Origin of the sequence: Pseudomonas sp. IT-P258 (assembly GCF_949767825.1) — a bacterium.
GTDB classification, from domain to species: domain Bacteria; phylum Pseudomonadota; class Gammaproteobacteria; order Pseudomonadales; family Pseudomonadaceae; genus Aquipseudomonas; species Aquipseudomonas monachiensis.
In genome coordinates this window covers 317,288-337,125 of the sequence record NZ_CATKPU010000021.1, presented here as the reverse complement: position 1 = coordinate 337,125, position 19,838 = coordinate 317,288, and the positions used below count along the sequence as shown (strand labels likewise).

The window sequence follows — 19,838 nt, the reverse complement described above, 5'->3', positions numbered from 1 at the left end:
TTCTGCAAATGAACCAGGAACTTTCGCTCGGAACTGGTCAGAAAGCGTGGCCGTTCCTTGAAAGACCGATGTGGATCTTGCCAGACTAGCCGCGGTTCCAGTTGCCCGGGTTCGGTCGCTGAACAAGTGGTTCAAAAAAGAAAAATTTGGAGCATTACGCATGAAGGCACTAGGTAAAAAGCTCGCTGGCAAGACTCTGCTTGCCATGTCCGTGATGGGTTTGATGGCGGGCGCGGTTCAGGCCGATGACAAAGTACTGCACGTGTACAACTGGTCCGACTACATCGCACCGGATACCGTCAAGAAGTTTGAAGACGAGTCGGGCATCAAGGTTGTCTATGACGTCTTCGACAGCAACGAAACCCTGGAAGCCAAGTTGCTGGCAGGCAAGTCCGGTTACGACATCGTTGTACCGTCGAACAACTTCCTGGCCAAGCAGATCAAGGCTGGCGTCTACCAGAAGCTGGACAAGTCCAAGCTGCCTAACTGGAAGAACCTGAACACCGACCTGCTCAAGGCCGTTTCCGTGAGCGACCCGGGCAACGAACACGCCTTCCCGTACATGTGGGGTTCGATCGGTATCGGCTTCAACCCCGAGAAGGTCAAGGCTGCGCTGGGTGCCGACGCGCCGACCAACTCCTGGGACCTGCTGTTCAAACCTGAAAACGCCGCGAAGTTGAAGTCGTGCGGCATCAGCTTCCTCGATTCGCCAACCGAGATGATTCCGGTGGCGTTGCACTACCTGGGCTATCCAACCGACAGCCAGGACAAGAAACAACTGGCCGAAGCCGAAGCGCTGTTCCTGAAAATCCGCCCTTCGGTAGGTTACTTCCACTCGTCCAAGTACATCTCCGACCTGGCCAACGGCAACATCTGCGTGGCTGTGGGTTACTCGGGTGACATTTACCAGGCCAAGTCCCGCGCGGAAGAAGCCGGTGGCAAGGTGAAAGTCAGCTACAACATTCCAAAAGAAGGTGCCGGCAGCTTCTACGACATGGTCGCCATCCCTAAAGATGCCGAAAACGTCGAAGGCGCCTACAAGTTCATGACCTTCCTGCAGAAGCCGGAAATCATGGCTGAAATCACCAACGCCGTGCGTTTCCCGAACGGTAACGCGGCTGCAACTGCGTTGGTCGATAAAGACATCACCAGCGACCCGGGCGTTTACCCACCGGCGGACGTGCTCGCCAAGTTGTACGCGATTGCCGACTTGCCGGCCGCGACCCAGCGGATCATGACCCGCAGCTGGACCAAGATCAAATCCGGTAAATAAGCCGGTTTTATGCAACAACCTGTTGTCGCCACCCGCGCGGTGGCGACAACAGGTGTAATTAAATGACAGAAAGTTTTGCTGGAACGGTTTTTCGAGGGTAAGTTGCGCGCCGGTTTTGTTGCCGGGCAACCACGGTTGTCATGTAACGCGGGGCAACTTGGGCCCAACTAATTTCAGAGGACCTCCACTTGCCTATTTTTTCTTTGTTGCGCAATGCCATGCTGGCGGGCGCCGGGTTGACGCTGGCTGTCAGTGCCCAGGCCGCCGGTACCGTGCATATTTATAACTGGTCGGACTACATCGGCGAGACCACCCTGGCCGACTTCCAGAAAGAAACCGGTATCAAGCCGGTTTATGACGTCTTCGATTCCAACGAAACCCTGGAAGGTAAATTGCTGGCCGGGCGTACCGGCTACGACGTGGTCGTGCCGTCGAACCACTTCCTCGGCAAACAGATCAAGGCCGGGGCATTCCAGAAGCTCGACAAGTCGCAGCTGCCGAACTATTCGAACCTCGACCCGGTGCTGCTCAAGCGCCTGGAGCAGAACGATCCGGGCAACCTGTACGCCGTGCCGTACCTGTGGGGCACCAACGGCATCGGTTACAACGTCGACAAGGTCAAGGCTGTGCTGGGCGTCGATACGATTGATTCGTGGGGCGTGCTGTTCGAGCCGGAGAACATCAAGAAGCTGCAAAGTTGTGGCGTCGCGTTTCTCGATTCCGCCGATGAAATGATGCCGACAGTGCTCAACTACATGGGCCTGAATGCCAACAGCACCAACCCTGAAGATTACAAAAAGGCCGAAGAGAAGTTGCTCGCAGTACGGCCTTACGTGACCTACTTCCACTCCTCCAAGTACATCGCGGATCTGGCCAACGGCGATATCTGCGTGGCGATCGGTTTCTCCGGTGACATCTTCCAGGCCAAGAACCGCGCCGAAGAAGCCAAGAAAGGCGTGAACATTGCCTACTCGATTCCGAAAGAGGGCGGTGCACTCTGGTTCGACATGCTGGCGATTCCGAAGGACTCGGCCAACGTCAAACAAGCCCACGCCTTCATCAACTATTTGCTCAAGCCTGAGGTGATTGCCCAGGTCAGCGATTACGTCGGCTATGCCAACCCTAACCCGGGGTCGGACAAACTGATGGAACAGTCCATTCGCACCGACGAAGCGGTTTATCCACCGCAAGAGGTGCTCGACAAGACCTACGTGTCGATCGAGTTACCGCCGAATATTCAACGTTTGATGACCCGCAGCTGGACCAAGGTCAAGTCGGGTAAATAGCCTCAAGGCTCAAACTATCCAAGGTTGGCTCACCTTGAGCGAACTGCACTCTTTTTTTCTGGGAGTTTCGTAAATGGCAGTTGCCTCCGGCGCCTATAAGAAAGCCCTCGAGGGCGACCAGCAACCTAAACAGGTGCTGGTCAAAATCGACCGGGTCACGAAGAAGTTCGACGAGACGATTGCCGTGGACGATGTGTCCCTGGAAATCAAGAAAGGCGAAATTTTCGCCCTGCTCGGCGGTTCGGGATCGGGCAAATCCACTTTGCTGCGCATGCTCGCAGGTTTCGAACGGCCCACGGAGGGACGCATTTTCCTCGATGGCGTAGACATCACAGACATGCCGCCCTACGAGCGGCCGATCAACATGATGTTCCAGTCCTACGCCCTGTTCCCGCACATGACCGTGGCGCAGAACATCGCTTTCGGCCTCAAGCAGGACAAGATTCCCGCGGCAGAAGTCGACGCCCGCGTGGCCGAAATGCTCAAGCTGGTGCAGATGAGCCAGTACGCCAAGCGCAAGCCGCATCAATTGTCCGGCGGTCAGCGTCAGCGTGTGGCCCTGGCCCGTTCCCTGGCCAAGCGTCCGAAGCTGCTGCTGCTCGACGAACCGATGGGCGCACTGGACAAGAAGTTGCGTTCGCAGATGCAGCTGGAGCTGGTGGAGATCATCGAGCGCGTCGGCGTGACCTGCGTCATGGTGACCCACGACCAGGAAGAGGCCATGACCATGGCCGAGCGCATCGCGATCATGCACCTGGGCTGGATCGCCCAGATCGGCAGCCCGATCGACATCTACGAAACCCCGACCAGTCGCCTGGTCTGCGAATTCATCGGTAACGTGAACATCTTCGAGGGCGAAGTCATCGACGACGCCGAAGGCCACGCGATCATTACCTGCAAAGATCTGGATCGCCAGATCTACGTCGGCCACGGCATCAGCACTTCGGTGCAGGACAAGTCGGTCACCTACGCGATCCGTCCGGAAAAACTGCTGGTCACCGCCGACATGCCGACCTGCCAGTACAACTGGTCCAGCGGCAAGGTGCACGACATCGCCTACCTGGGCGGGCACTCGGTGTTCTACGTCGAACTGCCAAGCGGCAAGCTGGTGCAGTCGTTCGTGGCCAACGCCGAGCGTCGCGGGCAGCGTCCGACCTGGGGTGATCAGGTCTACGTGTACTGGGAAGACGACAGCGGCGTGGTGCTTCGCTCATGAACATGCGCAAACTCAAGCGTCGACTCAATCGAATAATTCCCGGTGGCCGTCAAATGGTCATCGGGGTTCCCTTCATCTGGCTGTTCCTGTTCTTCATGCTGCCGTTCTTCATCGTACTGAAGATCAGCTTCGCAGAAGCGGACGTGGCCATTCCGCCCTACACCGAAATCTACAGCTACGCCGAGCAGAAGCTGCAGTTGCTGCTTAACCTGGGCAACTACGCGATGCTGGCCGGTGACGAGCTGTACATCGCCGCATATCTCGGCTCGCTGAAGATGGCGCTGTTCAGCACCATCCTCTGCCTGGTGATCGGCTACCCGATGGCCTACGGCATCTCCGTTGCCCGCAAGGAAGTGCAGACGGTGCTGGTGCTGTTGATCATGATGCCGACCTGGACTGCGATCCTGATCCGCGTTTACGCGTGGATGGGCATCCTCAGCAACAACGGCCTGCTCAATGGGTTCCTGATGAGCATGGGCTGGATCGACGAGCCGCTGCAGATCCTCAACACCAACCTGGCGGTCTACATCGGCGTGGTTTATTCCTACCTGCCGTTCATGATCCTGCCGCTGTACGCCAACCTGGTGAAGCACGACCAGAGCCTGCTGGAAGCTGCGTCGGACCTGGGTTCGAGCACCTTCAACAGCTTCTGGAAAATCACCGTGCCGCTGTCGAAAAACGGCATCATCGCCGGCTGCATGCTGGTGTTCATTCCGGTGGTGGGCGAGTTCGTGATCCCGGAACTGCTCGGCGGTCCGGAAACCCTGATGATCGGTAAAGTGCTCTGGCAAGAGTTCTTCAACAACCGTGACTGGCCGGTGGCGTCTGCCCTGGCGGTAGTGATGCTGGCGATCCTGATTGTGCCGATTATCCTGTTCAACCGCAGTCAGGCCAAGGAAATGGAGGGTAAAGAATGAAGCGCTTCCGTTTCTCCAGCCTGATGCTGGTACTGGGTCTGTTGTTCATCTACCTGCCGATGCTGATTCTGGTGATCTACTCGTTCAACGCCTCGAAACTGGTAACGGTGTGGGGCGGCTGGTCGATCAAGTGGTACGTCGGCCTGCTCGACAACAGCCAACTGATGGGTTCGGTGGTGCGTTCGCTGGAAATTGCCTGCTACACGGCGGTGGCGGCGGTGGCATTGGGCACACTGGCGGCGTTCGTCCTGACGCGCATTACGCGCTTCAAGGGCCGTACCCTGTTCGGTGGCCTGGTCACCGCGCCGCTGGTGATGCCTGAGGTGATCACCGGTCTGTCGCTGTTGCTGCTGTTCGTGGCCATGGCGCAGATGATCGGCTGGCCGCAGGAACGCGGCATCGTCACCATCTGGATCGCCCACACCACGTTCTGTGCGGCCTATGTGGCGGTGGTGGTTTCGGCGCGCTTGCGCGAGCTTGACCTGTCCATCGAAGAGGCAGCCATGGACCTCGGTGCTCGGCCGTGGAAGGTGTTCTTCCTGATCACCATCCCGATGATCGCGCCATCGTTGGCGGCGGGCGGCATGATGTCGTTCGCGTTGTCCCTCGATGACCTGGTGCTGGCGAGCTTCGTGTCGGGCCCGGGTTCCACGACCCTGCCGATGGAAGTGTTCTCGGCGGTCCGTCTTGGGGTCAAACCCGAGATCAACGCCGTGGCCAGCCTGATCCTGCTGGCGGTGTCCATTGTGACTTTCATGGTCTGGTTCTTCAGCCGTCGTGCCGAAGAAAGCCGTCGTCGTGCGATCCAGCAGGCGATCGAAGAAGCGGCAGCCGACTCGTGGAAGCAACCGGACGTGCGTCGCGCACAGGCACCGGAAGCGGCTTGAGCCTGAAATCGGGTAGGCCACAGTTCTGTGGTCTACCCGGACCTCTCACAGGTTCTTTGGCGGTCAGGAAATCCAAGGAGATTTGCGGATGACCTCGACGAAGTTCATCGGCTTGAACCCCGGCTCCTGATCCACCAGCACATCGGTCTTCACATTGCCGAACGTGGTCTGCGGACGATGGCGCAAGCCGTCGGCAAACGCGCAGATGATGCACTCCTTGAACCCCTCGCCCCGTGGATGCGCATGCACCACCGCTTCGCGCTGCGAGCTGGAAAACGCTGCGTAGTCCATGCCCAGCACGTCCATCTCGACGCCAGCCGTGACCAGCGCCACGGTGGGCCGCAAATGCCGGGGCACGCCCGGCGTGGTGTGCAGGGCAATCGATAGCCAGACCTGTTCGATGTCGTCATCGCTTAACCCGTAGGGCTTGAGGAACGCCGCTGCGGCGTTGGCACCATCGACTTCGAAGCGCTCGTTGTCGCTGCGATAACCTTGTACCAGGCCCAGGTCATGGAACATCGCGCCGACGTACAGCAACTCCGGGTTGTAGGCCAGTCGCTTGCGCTCACCGCTCAGTGCGCCGAACAGGAAGACCCGGCGCGAGTGGTGGTAAAGCAGGTCGGATTCGATGTCGCGAATGTATTCGGTGGTGGCCCTGGCCAGTGCACTGTCGGGGATCTGGATGCCGGCGATGGTGCTGCTCATGGAGTTTTCCTCGTCGTGAACGCCTTGGCGGCGCTGAGGGTTTCAGTCTGTTCCGGCCCCCGAAGCCGGACAATCGATCCATGGCTGCGATCCCGGCCAATGAGCGTGCATATCGCGCCAACCTCGCTTGTTATGTGTGGATTGGCTAGGGTTGCTGGTGAGCAGCTAGAAAAGATCGCAGCCTTCGACAGCTCCTACATGGCATTGCGCTCACCTGTAGGAGCTGCCGAAGGCTGCGATCTTTTTTCAACGTTGAGGATGAACTTGAACCATGCAGAAAACCGTAGCCATCGTGGTGTTCGCCGGCGTCCAGTCACTGGATGTCACCGGTCCCATGGATGTGTTTTCCGAGGCCAATCGCTTCCTTGCCCCGCAGGATCACTATCGTCTGGAGGTGATCGGCGTCGAGCGCGGGATGATGGCGTGCTCCAACGGTTTGGCACTCAATGCCCATCGGCATTTCAGCGAGGCGCTGGAGCCATACGACCTGTTGCTGGTGGCCGGCGGGCCGCAGTTGCCGTTCATGAGTTTCGGTATGGCATTCGATGGTTGGTTGCGCGATGCCTGTGCCCGGGCCAAGCGCTTTGGCTCGATCTGCAATGGCGCGTTCATGCTCGCCCGGGCCGGATTGCTGGAGGGGCGCACGGTCACCACGCACTGGCAGGACGCATCGGATCTGGCGGTGTTGTGTCCCACGTCCCGGGTGGAGGCGGATCGACTGTATGTCGAGGACGGCGAGCTGTTCACCTCGGCCGGGGTCACCGCGGGTATCGATCTGTCGCTGTATCTGTTGGGTCGGGATCACGGGCCGGAAGTGGCGCTGAATGTCGCCAAGCGGCTGGTGGTGTTTACCCAGCGTTCGGGCGGGCAGTCGCAATTCAGTCCGTTCCTCACGCCGCACGCCGAAACGGATTCAGCGGTGGCGATGGTGCAGCATTACGTGCTGGCCAACCTGACGGGCGACCTGACGATCGCCGACCTGGCCAATGCCGCCAACATGAGCGCGCGGAACTTCTCCCGGGTGTTTGCCAGGGAAGCGAAAATCACCCCGGCCGAGTTCGTCGAGCGTGCGCGAGTGGATGCGGCGAGGACGCTGCTGGAAAGTACCCGCGCGCCGCTCAAGACCGTGGCATATCAATGCGGATTTCGCGATGCCCAGCACATGCGCAGTGTGTTCAATCGCCGATTGGGGGTGACGCCGCAGCAGTTCAGGTTGAATTTTGCGGCGATGGTTTGAGCTGACATTTTTATTGCCTGTGAGGGACCCTTCGCGGGCAAGCCCGCTCCCACAGGGTTCTCTGGTGTTCACACAATTTGTGTTCGACACAGATCCCTGTGGGAGCGAGCTTGCTCGCGATGAGGCCAGTCCAGCCAGCAAAAATCTATGGCACAGCCCGCGCCGGCAACAGCTTCAACGTACTGCGCGTGTTGGCCGTGACTTCTTCATCATTGAGATGCGCCTGGAAGTACATCCCCTCGATGTAGGCCTCGGCCTGATCATCATAGTGACTGTCGAACAGTACGCCGCTCTGGCCGACCGGGTTGACGGTCAGGCTGTGGGTCGGGTCGGCGAAGTCGATCAGGCGTCGGGTCGAGGGGCCATAGGTGACGGGCCAGGGTGCCGGGCCAATTTTCGCCGAGAGGTTGTTCGGCACTTCATGGCTGCCCGGTGCGGCGAAGGGGCCGACATTGAAGAACAGGTCCAGCGGCTTTTGCTGCCCCAGCGGATGGCCATGGGTCAACGTGTGCGCGTTGCCCCACTGCCATTGCGAGGCGTCGGCGCCGAGTGTGCTCTTGAGGTGCGCGAGGCTGGCTTGCCAGGCGGCCTTCACCGTATCGGCACGGGTTTCCTTGCCGAGGGTGCTGCGGTTGTCCCACCACGGTGAATCGGCGCTGGCGGCCAGGCGGGGGAGCGCGGCGTCGATCACCCGGGTCGAGAGCAGCGTTTCGAAGAAGTCGTTACCCAGTTCATCGCGCATCGTCGCGTCAGCCAGGTTGAACAGGAGTTGGTTGAACAGCGTGGCGCTGGTCGAGTCGAGGGGGTAATCGCCTTGCCACTGGGCCAGTTGCTCCACCAGTTTGAGCTCGGCGGGATCGCTCACCACTTCGCGCAATACTGGCAACAGTGGTGCCAACAGGCGCGGGCCGTAGGCGGTGGTGGTGCCCAGTTGCAGCTTCTGGCTGTTTTCCAGGTCCCATTTGACCGCTTTGTCACTGAGCTGGCGATTGAGTTGCTGGCCGCGATCGGCAAGGTTGTAGTAGCCGGGAATCTCCATGCCGGTCGGCGACACTGGCTGGAAGTTGGCCGAGACGATGTAGCCCCGGGCCGGGTTTTCTTCCTGGGGGTTGGCCGTGAACGGGTAAAAGCCGTCCTTGTCCGCCTCGGCGGTGCTGCCGTCGAGGATGAACCACGGGCGTACACCCGTCGGGCGTTTAGGCAATTGCGCCGCCGCCCACCAGCCGATGTCACCCTTGGCATTGGCCCAGACAACGTTCAGGCCCGGGGCCTGGATTTTTGCCGAGGCATTGCGGGCCTTGGCCAGGGTGTCGGCGCGATTGAGCTGGTAGAAGCCCTCCAGGATCGGGTTCTGGCTTTCGAGAAACGCCCACCACATGGCAATCGGCGTTTTTCCGGCGCCGCTGCCCAAGGCATCGTTGACGATCGGGCCGTGGGGCGACTGGCGCAACACCAGGGTGACTGGCGCCTGGCCCTTGACCGCGATCTGCTGCTCGCTGGTCGTCATGTCCACCCATTTGCCGCGATACCAGACCTGATTAGGGTTGTCCGGGTTGACCTTCTCGGCGATCAGGTCGAGGTCGTCGTTCTGGAACATGGTGATGCTCCAGCCGAAGTCGCTGTTCATTCCCAGGGAGGCAAACGGCATCAGGGCCTGATAGTGGCCGTAGAGTTCAAAGCCCGGCGCCGAGAGCTGTGCTTCGTACCACACCGACGGCGCGGAAAAACGGATATGCGGATCACCCGCCAGCAACGGCTTGCCGCTTTGGGTCCGGCTGCCCGCGACGACCCAGGCGTTGCTGCCCTCGAACTGTGGCAGGCCGTTGTCAGCCAGGGCTTGCTCGCTCAGGCGGGCGAGGGCGTTGAGGTCTTTCCAGTCGGCGCTGGCCAAGGGGGTGCCGGTCCCGTTGAGCACGCCCTTTGGCTGCCAGTCGAGATCGAAGATGTTCAGGTATTCAGGCCCCAGTTGATCGCGAACGAATGTCAGCAAGGGTTCGGTACGAAATGCCGCGGCAAAACTGTAGGCCATGTAGCCGGCGATGCTGATGGTGTCCTGGGCCGTGAACGGGCGTTTTGGAATGCCCAGCACATCGAACTCCACGGGTTTGGCGTGGCTGTCCTGATACTGGTTGATGCCGTCCAGATAGGCTTGCATGGCGATGAAGGAGGGCGACTGCTTGTCGAGATTCGCCAAGTAGGTTTCGGCACGTTCGCGAATGCGCAGGCTGCGCATCAGTTTGTCGGTATCGAGCAGTTTCGGCCCCAGCACTTCGGCCAGTTCGCCACGGGCCAGGCGACGCAGGACTTCCATCTGGAACAGGCGGTCCTGGGCATGCACATAGCCGAGGGCACGGTACAGGTCGGTTTCGTTGTCGGCGCGGATGTGCGGGACGCCGCGCTCGTCGTAGCGCACGGTGACGGAGCCTTGCAGGTGTTGCAGTTCCACCATGCCCTGGCGTGACGGCTGCTTGCTGTAGAGGTACCAACCGGCCCCGGCGGCCAGCATGACGATCAACAGAGCGAGAGCGGTCAGGCTGCGTTTCATGGAGACTCCTTGTTGTTATTGTGATTCCTGGCGCCACTGTGTAACACGTTGCGCCGATTTGGCGCATCGCCCGTAGGAGGGATTCGTATTACTGCGTCTTTCCCTATTTGCTTGGCTCGACAAGCCACGGGCAGTAACACCCCACCGCCAGTGTGTGCGTGGCGCTCACCGCACGTCCCTCATCCAGCGCTTGCAGGATCGGTTCGATAAAGCTGTTGCTCGAATTGCAGGTCAGGCCTTCGCTGTAGGGGCCGAAATACGCCAGTTTGCCGCTGCGATCCCAGATCGCCACGGCCGGGCTGGCGGGGATCTGTTCGGAACCGGGCAGGACGTCGATGGTTTTCAGGCTGCTCAAGGTGCCCGGCAATTGGCCGTGGCTACCGGGTTTTTGCACGGCATAGAATTCCACGCCATGGGGAATGTAGCGCTCGACCAGTTCGGTCAGGTGTTGTTGGTTGCCGACATTGCACGGGCAGGCCGGGTCCCAGAAGTGCACCAGGCGGATGGCGCCAGGGCCGGCGAGGGATTCGGGAAGGCGCAGCGGATCGCCGGAAAACATCGCGGTGTGCTCGCTGAACGCCCGCAGGTAACGCCCCTGGAACCAGTCGTAGGCCGCCCACAATGCGCCGGCACACACCACGGCGAGCAGGCTGGCAAACAGGGTGGCGCGAAGGGGCGAGCGCATCGGTTCAATCCTCGAAGGTCGGCTAGCTTGCCATGCTTGCCGCGACAGATGAATATCGCAGGCCTATAAAGTCCGTTTCACGTTCTGGAATCGTCCATGCCGGCTACTTTCGACCCTGATTTTCTACGTGCAAGCCTGCTGCCATTGGCGGCCGGGCAGCCGTTGTCGGCGCAGGCGCTGGCTTACCAGCGATTCTACGGGCTGGATTTTGCCTCGCGTCAGGTGCGCAGTGGCCTTGGGCGATTCGAGGTCGACGGTTATGAGCTGGTCAGCCAGTTCTGGTGGCCCGAGCGGGCAAAGGCGACGTTGTTTGTCATCCACGGTTTCTACGACCACACCGGGCTCTACCGGCATGTGATCGAATGGGCGCTGGACCAGGGCTTTGCGGTGATTGCCTGCGACTTGCCGGGGCATGGCTTGTCCAGTGGCGAACGGGCGAGCATCAAGGATTTCGCCGAGTACCAGGACACGCTGCAAGGTCTGTTCAGTGAGGCGCAGTCTCTCGACCTGCCGCAGCCGTGGCACCTGTGCGGGCAGAGCACCGGCGGGGCGATCGTGATCGATCATGTGTTGAATGCGGGGACGAGCAGCCCGGCCCAGGGGCAGGTGATTCTGCTGTCGCCGCTGGTGCGGCCGCGGGCGTGGGGTTGGTCGCAGCTGAGTTATTACCTGCTCAAGCCTTTCGTCAAAGCCATCGCCCGACGTTTCAGCGAGAACTCCAGCGACCCGGCCTTTCTGCCGTTCCTGCAAGCCGATCCGTTGCAGCCGCTGCGTCTGCCGACGGCCTGGGTGGGCGCATTGGCGCGCTGGATCAAGCGCATCGAGGCCGCTCCCGTGAGTGCCCGCCGGCCGCTGATCGTGCAGGGGCAGGCCGACATGACGGTGGATTGGGAACACAACCTGGAAGTGTTGCGGGGCAAGTTTGATCGGCCGCAGGTGCTGATGCTTCCCGAGGCGCGGCATCATCTGGCGAATGAGACGCTGGTGATGCGAGAGGAGTATTTCGGCTTCTTGACCAGGCGGATGAGCCGGCAATATCGATGAGTCAAGATCGAAAGATCGCAGCCTTCGGCAGCTCCTACCGAACGTTTGTAGGAGCTGCCGAAGGCTGCGATCTTTTTTACTGGGTCAGGTTCGAATTACTCTGCCCCACCGCCAACCCTGCCCGGATTGCTGCCAATGCGGCTTGATAATAAGCCTGGCCTTCCGAAGATTCAGCAAAGGTCGCGAACTCTTCCAGTTCGTTGTCCGACAGGTCGCGATAGACATACAGCAGCGTGTTGTTCAGGTCGCTGCCGATCTGGTCCATCAGGCGCTGGCGTTGGCCGTTGAGCATGCCTTGGGCCTGACCGGCACCGAGCAACCCGGGGATCATCGAACTCAAGCTGTCGGCGGCGACGCCAGCAATCGCCAGGCTGACTTCCGCGCCGGCCTCGCGTGCGGGCAGGGCTTGTGCCAGGTGGCCGATGATCAGCATGCGGCTGTCACTGGCCTGCATCTTCGGCAGGCCCTTGGCGTTTTTCGCCAGTTGGTCGCGACGGGTCGCCAGCAGCTCGGCGGCGACGACTTTCTTGCCCAGGGGTGACTGGAAAAACGTCAGCGCGGGTTTGGGGTTGGCGAGGTTCTTGCGCAATTGCGCTTCGGCGCGCTGGTCCATGGCCTGGGCGGAAAAACGCTGATTGCTGTTACTGACCAGTGCCTGAAATACCGCTGGAGGCAGGCTGCCCTGGTAGCGTTGCTGAGCGGCCGAGAGGGCGTCGCTGAAATGCGCGCGTTGTTCCGGCCAGCCGGCGACCTTGTACAACAGGTCATGGCCGTCTGCCCAGGCGGGCATAACGCAGAACATCAGCAGTGATAAAAGCAAACGGCGCATAGGGACTCCTGTCAGCAGGCGACTATTCTCCGTGCGGCACTCCTGCTTGTCGAGAATTCGTATCAACCCGCTGCGCGGCTCTGTCGGATTTCCGGGCACAGGAATACTATGCGCGCCATGCAAATATCCTCTGATCACCCGCTGCTGCTACGAATCGTCGACGACCTGGCCGAGCACGGCTGGTCGCAGCAGAATATTTTCCTGCCTCTGGATCTGACCCGGGCGCTGGCGGCCGAGTGTCGCAAACGTGCTGCCGAGGGTGAACTGGCTCCGGCCGCCGTCGGCCGTGGACCGTTTTCGGAGATCCGCGAAGGGATTCGTGGCGACCATATCCAGTGGATCGACCCCGGCCAGGCCGAGGCGTGCGACAGCTACCTGAGTTTGATGAACAGCCTGCGCGAGGCGATCAATCGCGGTCTGTTTCTCGGCCTGGAGGATTTCGAAAGCCATTTTGCGATGTACCCGCCCGGTGCGTTCTACCTGAAGCACGTCGACCGCTTTCGCGATGACGACCGGCGTATGGTTTCGGCGGTGGTTTACCTCAATGACGCCTGGCTTCCCGAACTCGGCGGCCAGTTGCGCATGTACCTCGACAATGATCGCGTCCACGACGTGCAACCTGTAGGCGGCTGCCTGGTGGTGTTTCTCTCCGGAGAGGTGCCTCATGAAGTCCTGCCCGCGACCCGGGATCGCCTGTCGCTGACCGGCTGGTTCCGCCGGCGCGGCAACGAGCCGTTCTGATCATGCAGAAAATTCTCGTCAGCCGCTGCCTGTTGGGCCACCGCGTCCGTTACGACGGCGGGGCCAGCGGGCCGTTCGATCAGCTTCAGCAGTGGCTTGATGAGGGGCGGGTCGTGCCGTTGTGCCCCGAGGTGGCCGGTGGATTGCCAACACCTCGGGCGGCAGCGGAAATTCCAGGCGGGCAGGGCGTGCAAGTCCTCGATGGCCAGGCGTTGGTGATCACCACCGAGGGTGAGGACGTCAGTTCGCAGTTTCTGTCGGGGGCGTATCAGGCACTGGAGCTGGTACAAAAGCATGGCATCCGCATCGCCGTCCTCAAGGCCAACAGCCCGTCCTGCGGCAATCTGCTGACCTATGACGGGACGTTCAGCGGTGTGAAGGTCAGTGGCGAGGGCGTGACGGCGGCACTGCTCAAACGCCACGGGGTGCAGGTGTTCAGTGAGCTGGAGTTGCCGCAAGCGGCGCAGGCGTTGGCAACGCTGAACTGACAGCCGACACAAAACCAAATGTGGGGGCGGGCTTGCTCGCGAAGGGAGAATGTCAGTCGAAAGAGATGCTGACTGACGCACCGCCTTCGCGAGCAAGCCCGCTCCCACAGGTTTTGCATTCACTTGGGCTTCAAGGTGGGCTCAAGGCTTCGGCACCACACCCGCATCCGCCCCCAACCACTTCTGCTCCAGCGCTTGCAGTCGTCCGTCATCCTTGATCCGCTGCAAGGCGTTTTCCAGGCTGGCATGGAACGCCGGATTACCCTTCTGGAACGGAATCGCCAGGCTCACGGCCGGGTTGGTTTTGGGCGTCTCTTGCGTCAGCGATTGCACCAGTAAAATGGAGCGCGGCTCTTCTTTCTGCGCGATCAGTTGCGCATGGGTTTGAATGTAAGGCTCGCTGAAGTCGAAACGATCCTTGAGATCCGGGGTCACTGCTATGTGGTTGATAGCGATGTCGTATTTGCCGCTTTCGACGCCGGTCAGCAGATCGCTGCCGTCGGTGACGACAAAGTCGGCCCGGACATCGAGTTCACTTGCCAGCAGTTGGCCCAGCTCGACTTCGAAGCCGGTGAGCTTGTCGTCATCCTTGAAGTTGAATGGGGGAGTGTTGGCTTCAACGGCAATGCGCAATTCGCCCCGGTCGTTGACGTCATCAATCAGTTCGGCATGAGCCAAAGGGCTCAGAAGGGGTAGCAGGCAGATCAGGCCAGGCAGAAAGCGCATGGTCACTCCTTTGAATTTATTATCGCGACCCTCTGATTCAGGCTCGCTTTGCTATGGTTGTCGAGTGCCTTCGACAACGAATGGCCATGAAGTTGTCATGGTCACGCGGATTTTACGGAAAAACTGGAGAAGAGAATGAAAACCTTTATGTCACGTGCTGCTTTGGCTGGCCTGTTGATGGGTGTTTCGGTGCTGGCCAGTGCTGCAACGCCGGCTCCGAAAGGCGCCGAAGTGTCCATCGTGTCTCCCAAGGATGGCGCGACGGTTCCCCAGACGGTCGTGGTCAAGTTCGCGGTCGAGAACGTTGCCTTGGCACCGGCGGGCGATACCACCAAGAACACCGGTCACCACCACTTGCTGATCGATGTCGACGAGATGCCCGCCGCCGGTGCGCCGATTCCCAAGGATACCAACCACATGCATTTCGGCAACGCGCAGACCCAGGCTGAAGTAACGCTCACGCCGGGCAAGCACACCTTGCAGTTGGAACTGGGCGATAGCAACCACATGCCGTTCGATCCGCCGATCGTTTCCGAGAAGATCACCGTCAACGTCAAGTAACGTTGTGGCGTGAATGAAAAAGGGAGCCCGAAGGCTCCCTTTTTTTGTCGCTCAGGTCGTGATCAGAACAACACGCGACTACGGATGGTGCCTTTGACGTGTTGCAGCTTCTCTTGCGCCAGATCCGAGTACTCGGCGTCGACGTCGATTACCACGTAACCGACTTTCTCGTTGGTCTGCAGGAACTGACCGGAGATGTTGATGCCGTTTTCGGCGAAGACCTTGTTGATCTCGCTGAGCACGCCCGGGATGTTTTCGTGGATGTGCAGCAGGCGGTGCTTGCCAGGGTGAGCCGGCAGGGCCACTTCCGGGAAGTTCACGGACGATACCGAAGTACCGTTGTCGCTGTACTTGACCAGTTTTTCCGCCACTTCCAGACCGATGTTGGCCTGGGCTTCAGCGGTGGAACCGCCGATGTGCGGGGTCAGGATCACGTTGTCCAGGCCACGCAGCGGGCTTTCGAACTCTTCGTCGTTGGAGCGTGGCTCCACCGGGAATACGTCGATGGCCGCGCCGATCAGGTGTTTGTCCTTGATGGCTGCCGCCAGGTGGTCCAGTTCGACCACGGTGCCGCGGGCGGCATTGATCAGGATGCCGCCTTTCTTGATGGCGCGGATTTCCTTCTCGCCCATCATCCACTGGGTGGCGGCGGTTTCCGGAACGTGCAGCGAAACGATGTCGGACATCGCCAGCAGCTCGTGCAGGTTGCCTACCTGAGTGGCGTTACCCAATGGCAGCTTGGTGATGGTGTCGTAGAAGTACACCTGCATGCCCAAGCCTTCCGCCAGGACCGACAGTTGAGTGCCGATCGAGCCGTAGCCGACGATGCCCAGCTTCTTGCCACGGATCTCGAAGGAATTGGCCGCGCTCTTGATCCAGCCGCCACGGTGGCAGGAAGCGTTCTTCTCAGGGATGCCGCGCAGCAGCAGGATCGCTTCGGCCAGCACCAGCTCCGCTACGGAACGGGTGTTGGAGTACGGTGCGTTGAACACCGCGATGCCGCGTTCGCGGGCCGCGTCCAGGTCGACCTGGTTGGTGCCGATGCAGAAACACCCTACAGCCACGAGCTTCTTCGCGTGATCGAAGATCTCTTCGGTCAGTTGAGTGCGGGAGCGAATGCCGATGAAGTGAGCATCAGCGATCTTTTCCTTGAGCTGGGCTTCCGGCAGAGAACCAGTGAGGTACTCGATGCTGGTGTAGCCCGCCGCCTTGAGGACGTCGACAGCCGATTGGTGGACGCCTTCGAGAAGAAGGAACTTGATCTTGCTCTTATCGAGAGAAGTCTTGCTCATCTGCGTAAACCTGTGTCCCGGAGAAAAAATGGCAGGAAGTAGCCAGCAGATGCTGACCCGGACGGCAGGAAAGCCGTCACCGCAGAACAGCCCTTGGGCACTATCCTGCGGGGTCGTTATGCTAGCATATGCACCCCGCTAAACACTCATTCCTGCGACGTGAAGCGTTCTCAGGATGACCATGAATTGTTCGAGAGTTCTGTCGATGACCAATCCTGCCCTGATTGAAGAGCTGAAGACCCTGGTTGAGCCTGGCAAGGTGCTGACCGATGCCGACTCCCTGAATGCTTACGGAAAGGATTGGACCAAGCATTTCGCCCCGGCCCCGACCGCCATCGTGTTCCCCAAGACCACCGAGCAGGTCCAGGCTATTGTCCTGTGGGCGAACAAACACAAGGTGGCGCTGGTGCCGTCCGGCGGTCGTACCGGTCTTTCCGCAGCAGCGGTGGCGGCCAATGGTGAGGTCGTGGTGTCCTTCGACTACATGAACCAGATCCTCGACGTGAACCTCACTGACCGCACGGCCGTTTGCCAGCCGGGCGTGGTCACCGAGCACCTGCAGAACGTCGCCGAAGAGAAAGGCCTGTACTACCCGGTGGACTTCGCTTCGGCGGGTTCGAGCCAGATTGGCGGCAATATCGGCACCAATGCCGGCGGGATCAAGGTGATTCGCTACGGCATGACCCGTAACTGGGTCGCCGGCATGAAAGTGGTCACCGGCAAGGGTGACGTTCTGGAACTGAACCGCGACCTGATCAAGAACGCCACCGGCTACGACATGCGCCAGCTGTTCATTGGTGCCGAAGGTACCCTCGGGTTCGTGGTCGAAGCGACCATGCGCCTGGACCGCGCACCGAAAAACCTCACTGCAATGGTCCTCGGTACCGCCGATTTCGATTCGATCATGCCGGTGCTGCACGCCTTCCAGAGCAAGCTTGACCTGACCGCCTTCGAATTCTTCTCCGACAAAGCCCTGGCCAAAGTCATGGCTCGTGGCGATGTGCCGGCGCCGTTCGAATCCGATTGCCCGTTCTACGCGCTGCTGGAATTCGAAGCGACCACCGAGGAAGTGGCCAACCACGCCCTGGAAACCTTCGAGCACTGCGTCGAGCAGGGCTGGGTACTGGACGGTGTGATGAGCCAGAGCGAAACCCAGCTGCAGAACCTGTGGAAGCTGCGCGAATACATCTCCGAAACCATTTCCCACTGGACACCGTACAAAAACGACATCTCGGTCACCGTATCGAAAGTCCCGGCATTCCTGAAGGAAATCGATGCCATCGTCGGCGAACACTACCCGGATTTCGAAATCGTCTGGTTCGGCCACATCGGCGACGGCAACCTGCACTTGAACATCCTCAAGCCGGATAACCTGAGCAAGGATGAGTTCTTCGCCAAGTGCGCGACCGTCAACAAGTGGGTGTTCGAAACCGTCGAGAAGTACAACGGTTCGATCTCCGCCGAGCACGGCGTGGGCATGACCAAGCGTGACTACCTGACCTACAGCCGCTCGCCTGTCGAGATCGAATACATGAAGGCGGTCAAGGCGGTGTTCGACCCGAACGGCATCATGAACCCGGGCAAGATTTTCGCTGTTTGATTTTCGAACTTTAAGAGCCAACGAAGCAGGAGTCGGTAATGAGCTATCAGCACCAGTATGTCGACGGTACGCGCATTCACTTCCCGTTGGGGAAAGTGGTGTGCATCGGCCGTAACTACGCCGAACACGCCAAGGAACTGGACAATCCGGTGCCGACCGAGCCGCTGCTGTTCATCAAGCCGGGCAGTTGCGTGGTACCGCTGGAAGGCGGTTTCAGCATTCCGACCGAGCGCGGTTCGGTGCATTACGAGGCGGAAATCGCGGTCTTGATCGGCAAGCCGTTGTCGACCAAGCCGAGCCGTGAAGAAGTGCTCGACGCCATCTCCGGTTTCGCTCCGGCCCTGGACCTGACCCTGCGCGACAAGCAGGCCGAGCTGAAATCCAAGGGTTTGCCCTGGGAAATCGCCAAGTCCTTCGACGGCGCGGCAGTGCTTGCTCCGTTCGTGTCCGGCAGCACCTTTGCCGACCTGACCGATATCGGCATCCGCCTGACCATCAACGGTGAAGTGCGCCAGGACGGCAACAGCAGCGCGATGCTCAACCCGATCGTGCCGATGATCCAGCACATGGCCGGCTGCTTCTCGCTGCAGGCTGGTGACGTGATCCTCACCGGCACGCCAGTGGGCGTTGGTCCGCTGAACGTCGGTGACGAGATCGTTCTGGAATTGCCCGGCGCCAGCAGTTTCACCAGCAGCGTTCGCTAGTCCAGGCGCCGCCAAACCCACATTGGTTTTTCCGTGGTCTTCAAAAGGCTCACCCTGGCATTTCCCGTTTTTTTCACATCCAGTCTGGATAATTTCAGGGCTATTGGCCTCTGAGCCGGCCCCAAACTGTGCTATTACCCCTAGCCTGAATTTCTGGAACGCATTCCCCGATGGCCACTCCTCCTCTTTCCACGCTTGAACCTGTTCGCCGTTCGCGCTTCGCCCTGCGCTGGCACACCTGGCTGCTGCTGGTGGCGGTTGTTGCCTACGGCGTCGCATTTGCCATGCACTGGGATTCTCGTGGCGTGCTCTGGGTGAAAGAGCAATTCAAGAGTCCGGCCGAGCGTCAGGCGAGTATCTGGCTTCCGGGCTATCGGGCGGTGATCGATGCCAAGCCGTTGCCGGGCATGGAGAAGGATGAAGCATCGGACGTGGCCTACGACCCTCAGACCAAGACCCTGTTTTCGGTCATGGGCAAGAACCCGTTCCTGGTCGAATTGAACTTGCAGGGCGATGTGCTGCGCCAAATGCCGTTGGTCGGCTGGAGCAACCCTGAGGGCATCACCGTGCTGGGCGACGGCCGGCTGGCCATTGTCGATGAGCGAGAGCATCTGATCGCTATCGTCAAGGTCGATGCCGATACCCGTGAATTGAATATGGCCGACTTCCCGAAATACGACCTCGGGCCTTCCAAAGACCAGAACAAGGCGTTCGAGGCTGTCACCTGGGACCCGAGCAATCAGCAACTGTTGCTGGGCGAAGAGCGCCCGCCGGCATTGTTTGCCTGGAAAGGTGACGGCAAGGTCCTGACCGGCGACAAGCTGAAGCTGGCCAGCCATGCACTGGATATGCGCAACCTGTCTGCCCTGGCCGTCGATCCACGGACCGGCCACATGCTGGTGTTGTCCGCTGACTCGCACCTGCTGCTGGAGCTGGACAAGAAGGGTGAGCAGGTCAGTTTCATTACCCTGCTGCGTGGCTTCAACGGTCTGAAAAATACCATTCCCCGTGCCGAAGGCGTAACCATGGATGAAGCGGGCACGCTGTACATGGTGAGTGAACCGAACCTGTTTTATCGCTTCGAAAAACAGAGGTAGTGCCT

19 protein-coding genes are annotated in these 19,838 nt (G+C 60.0%); 13 read left to right on the top strand and 6 right to left on the bottom strand.

Features of this window, described 5'->3' with window-relative positions; genetic code table 11:
* The first annotated feature begins 160 nt into the window (after positions 1–160).
* From ACM6G4_RS08790 to ACM6G4_RS08770, 5 genes are all read left to right on the top strand, one after another.
* On the top strand, positions 161–1,273 hold the full coding sequence (locus ACM6G4_RS08790) for a polyamine ABC transporter substrate-binding protein (protein ID WP_056726423.1): 1,113 nt from the start codon (positions 161–163) through the stop codon (positions 1,271–1,273).
* Positions 1,274–1,461: 188 nt separating this feature from the next.
* Complete coding sequence (locus ACM6G4_RS08785; RefSeq protein WP_056726424.1) at positions 1,462–2,559, top strand: polyamine ABC transporter substrate-binding protein; 1,098 nt, start codon at positions 1,462–1,464, stop codon at positions 2,557–2,559.
* A gap of 73 nt (positions 2,560–2,632) precedes the next feature.
* Positions 2,633–3,775 carry an ABC transporter ATP-binding protein gene (locus ACM6G4_RS08780; RefSeq protein ID WP_008048747.1) on the top strand — a complete coding sequence of 381 codons (1,143 nt, stop codon included), beginning with the start codon at positions 2,633–2,635 and terminating at the stop codon, positions 3,773–3,775.
* 35 nt (positions 3,776–3,810) lie between these two features.
* Positions 3,811–4,692 carry an ABC transporter permease subunit gene (locus ACM6G4_RS08775; RefSeq protein ID WP_172435394.1) on the top strand — a complete coding sequence of 294 codons (882 nt, stop codon included), beginning with the start codon at positions 3,811–3,813 and terminating at the stop codon, positions 4,690–4,692.
* Positions 4,689–5,579 (top strand): ABC transporter permease subunit, encoded by an 891-nt coding sequence (locus ACM6G4_RS08770; protein ID WP_414913500.1) that lies wholly within the window; start codon positions 4,689–4,691, stop codon positions 5,577–5,579. The genes ACM6G4_RS08775 and ACM6G4_RS08770 overlap by 4 nt, the downstream gene beginning before the upstream one ends.
* 63 nt (positions 5,580–5,642) lie before the next feature.
* Here the strand turns inward: ACM6G4_RS08770 and ACM6G4_RS08765 are convergent, their stop codons facing one another.
* Positions 5,643–6,284: an HD domain-containing protein gene (locus tag ACM6G4_RS08765; protein WP_414913499.1), complete on the bottom strand. Its 642-nt coding sequence runs from the start codon at positions 6,282–6,284 to the stop codon at positions 5,643–5,645.
* A 271-nt stretch (positions 6,285–6,555) separates the two neighbouring features.
* Here ACM6G4_RS08765 and ACM6G4_RS08760 point away from each other — a divergent pair, with 271 nt between their 5' ends.
* Positions 6,556–7,521, top strand: coding sequence for a GlxA family transcriptional regulator (locus ACM6G4_RS08760; RefSeq protein WP_414913498.1), 966 nt, complete (start codon positions 6,556–6,558; stop codon positions 7,519–7,521).
* A gap of 145 nt (positions 7,522–7,666) precedes the next feature.
* Here the strand turns inward: ACM6G4_RS08760 and ACM6G4_RS08755 are convergent, their stop codons facing one another.
* On the bottom strand, positions 7,667–10,066 hold the full coding sequence (locus ACM6G4_RS08755) for a penicillin acylase family protein (RefSeq protein WP_414913497.1): 2,400 nt from the start codon (positions 10,064–10,066) through the stop codon (positions 7,667–7,669).
* Positions 10,067–10,169: 103 nt separating this feature from the next.
* Positions 10,170–10,751: a DUF6436 domain-containing protein gene (locus ACM6G4_RS08750; protein WP_409078178.1), complete on the bottom strand. Its 582-nt coding sequence runs from the start codon at positions 10,749–10,751 to the stop codon at positions 10,170–10,172.
* A 96-nt stretch (positions 10,752–10,847) separates the two neighbouring features.
* On the opposite strand from ACM6G4_RS08750, the gene ACM6G4_RS08745 reads away from it, so the two are divergent.
* Complete coding sequence (locus ACM6G4_RS08745; RefSeq protein WP_414913496.1) at positions 10,848–11,795, top strand: alpha/beta hydrolase; 948 nt, start codon at positions 10,848–10,850, stop codon at positions 11,793–11,795.
* 76 nt (positions 11,796–11,871) lie between these two features.
* On the opposite strand, the gene ACM6G4_RS08740 is transcribed toward ACM6G4_RS08745, so the two are convergent.
* Positions 11,872–12,624, bottom strand: a complete 753-nt coding sequence (locus ACM6G4_RS08740) for a DUF2059 domain-containing protein (RefSeq protein ID WP_056726432.1) — start codon at positions 12,622–12,624, stop codon at positions 11,872–11,874.
* A gap of 108 nt (positions 12,625–12,732) precedes the next feature.
* Between ACM6G4_RS08740 and ACM6G4_RS08735 the strand changes: the two genes are divergently transcribed.
* Both ACM6G4_RS08735 and ACM6G4_RS08730 read left to right on the top strand, forming a co-directional pair.
* The gene (locus ACM6G4_RS08735) at positions 12,733–13,365 is read left to right on the top strand and encodes a 2OG-Fe(II) oxygenase (RefSeq protein WP_056726433.1); all 633 of its coding nucleotides are present in this window, start codon (positions 12,733–12,735) and stop codon (positions 13,363–13,365) included.
* A 2-nt stretch (positions 13,366–13,367) separates the two neighbouring features.
* Positions 13,368–13,853 (top strand): DUF523 domain-containing protein, encoded by a 486-nt coding sequence (locus tag ACM6G4_RS08730; RefSeq protein ID WP_414913495.1) that lies wholly within the window; start codon positions 13,368–13,370, stop codon positions 13,851–13,853.
* Between the two features lie 141 nt (positions 13,854–13,994).
* On the opposite strand, the gene ACM6G4_RS08725 is transcribed toward ACM6G4_RS08730, so the two are convergent.
* A complete protein-coding gene (locus ACM6G4_RS08725) occupies positions 13,995–14,579 on the bottom strand; it encodes a transporter substrate-binding domain-containing protein (protein ID WP_414913494.1) in 585 nt (194 codons plus the stop codon).
* Positions 14,580–14,714: 135 nt separating this feature from the next.
* Between ACM6G4_RS08725 and ACM6G4_RS08720 the strand changes: the two genes are divergently transcribed.
* Positions 14,715–15,140, top strand: a complete 426-nt coding sequence (locus tag ACM6G4_RS08720; RefSeq protein ID WP_414913493.1) for a DUF4399 domain-containing protein — start codon at positions 14,715–14,717, stop codon at positions 15,138–15,140.
* Positions 15,141–15,202: 62 nt separating this feature from the next.
* On the opposite strand, the gene serA is transcribed toward ACM6G4_RS08720, so the two are convergent.
* Positions 15,203–16,432 carry a phosphoglycerate dehydrogenase gene (gene serA, locus ACM6G4_RS08715; RefSeq protein WP_007976393.1) on the bottom strand — a complete coding sequence of 410 codons (1,230 nt, stop codon included), beginning with the start codon at positions 16,430–16,432 and terminating at the stop codon, positions 15,203–15,205.
* Positions 16,433–16,637: 205 nt separating this feature from the next.
* Between serA and ACM6G4_RS08710 the strand changes: the two genes are divergently transcribed.
* The 3 genes from ACM6G4_RS08710 (at position 16,638) to ACM6G4_RS08700 (ending at position 19,833) form a co-directional block, all read left to right on the top strand.
* The gene (locus ACM6G4_RS08710) at positions 16,638–18,032 is read left to right on the top strand and encodes an FAD-binding oxidoreductase (RefSeq protein ID WP_033052123.1); all 1,395 of its coding nucleotides are present in this window, start codon (positions 16,638–16,640) and stop codon (positions 18,030–18,032) included.
* A gap of 38 nt (positions 18,033–18,070) precedes the next feature.
* On the top strand, positions 18,071–18,736 hold the full coding sequence (locus ACM6G4_RS08705; protein ID WP_056726437.1) for a fumarylacetoacetate hydrolase family protein: 666 nt from the start codon (positions 18,071–18,073) through the stop codon (positions 18,734–18,736).
* Between the two features lie 170 nt (positions 18,737–18,906).
* Entirely contained in the window at positions 18,907–19,833 is a 927-nt protein-coding gene (locus ACM6G4_RS08700) for an SdiA-regulated domain-containing protein (protein WP_414913492.1), read from the top strand.
* Positions 19,834–19,838: the final 5 nt, after the last annotated feature.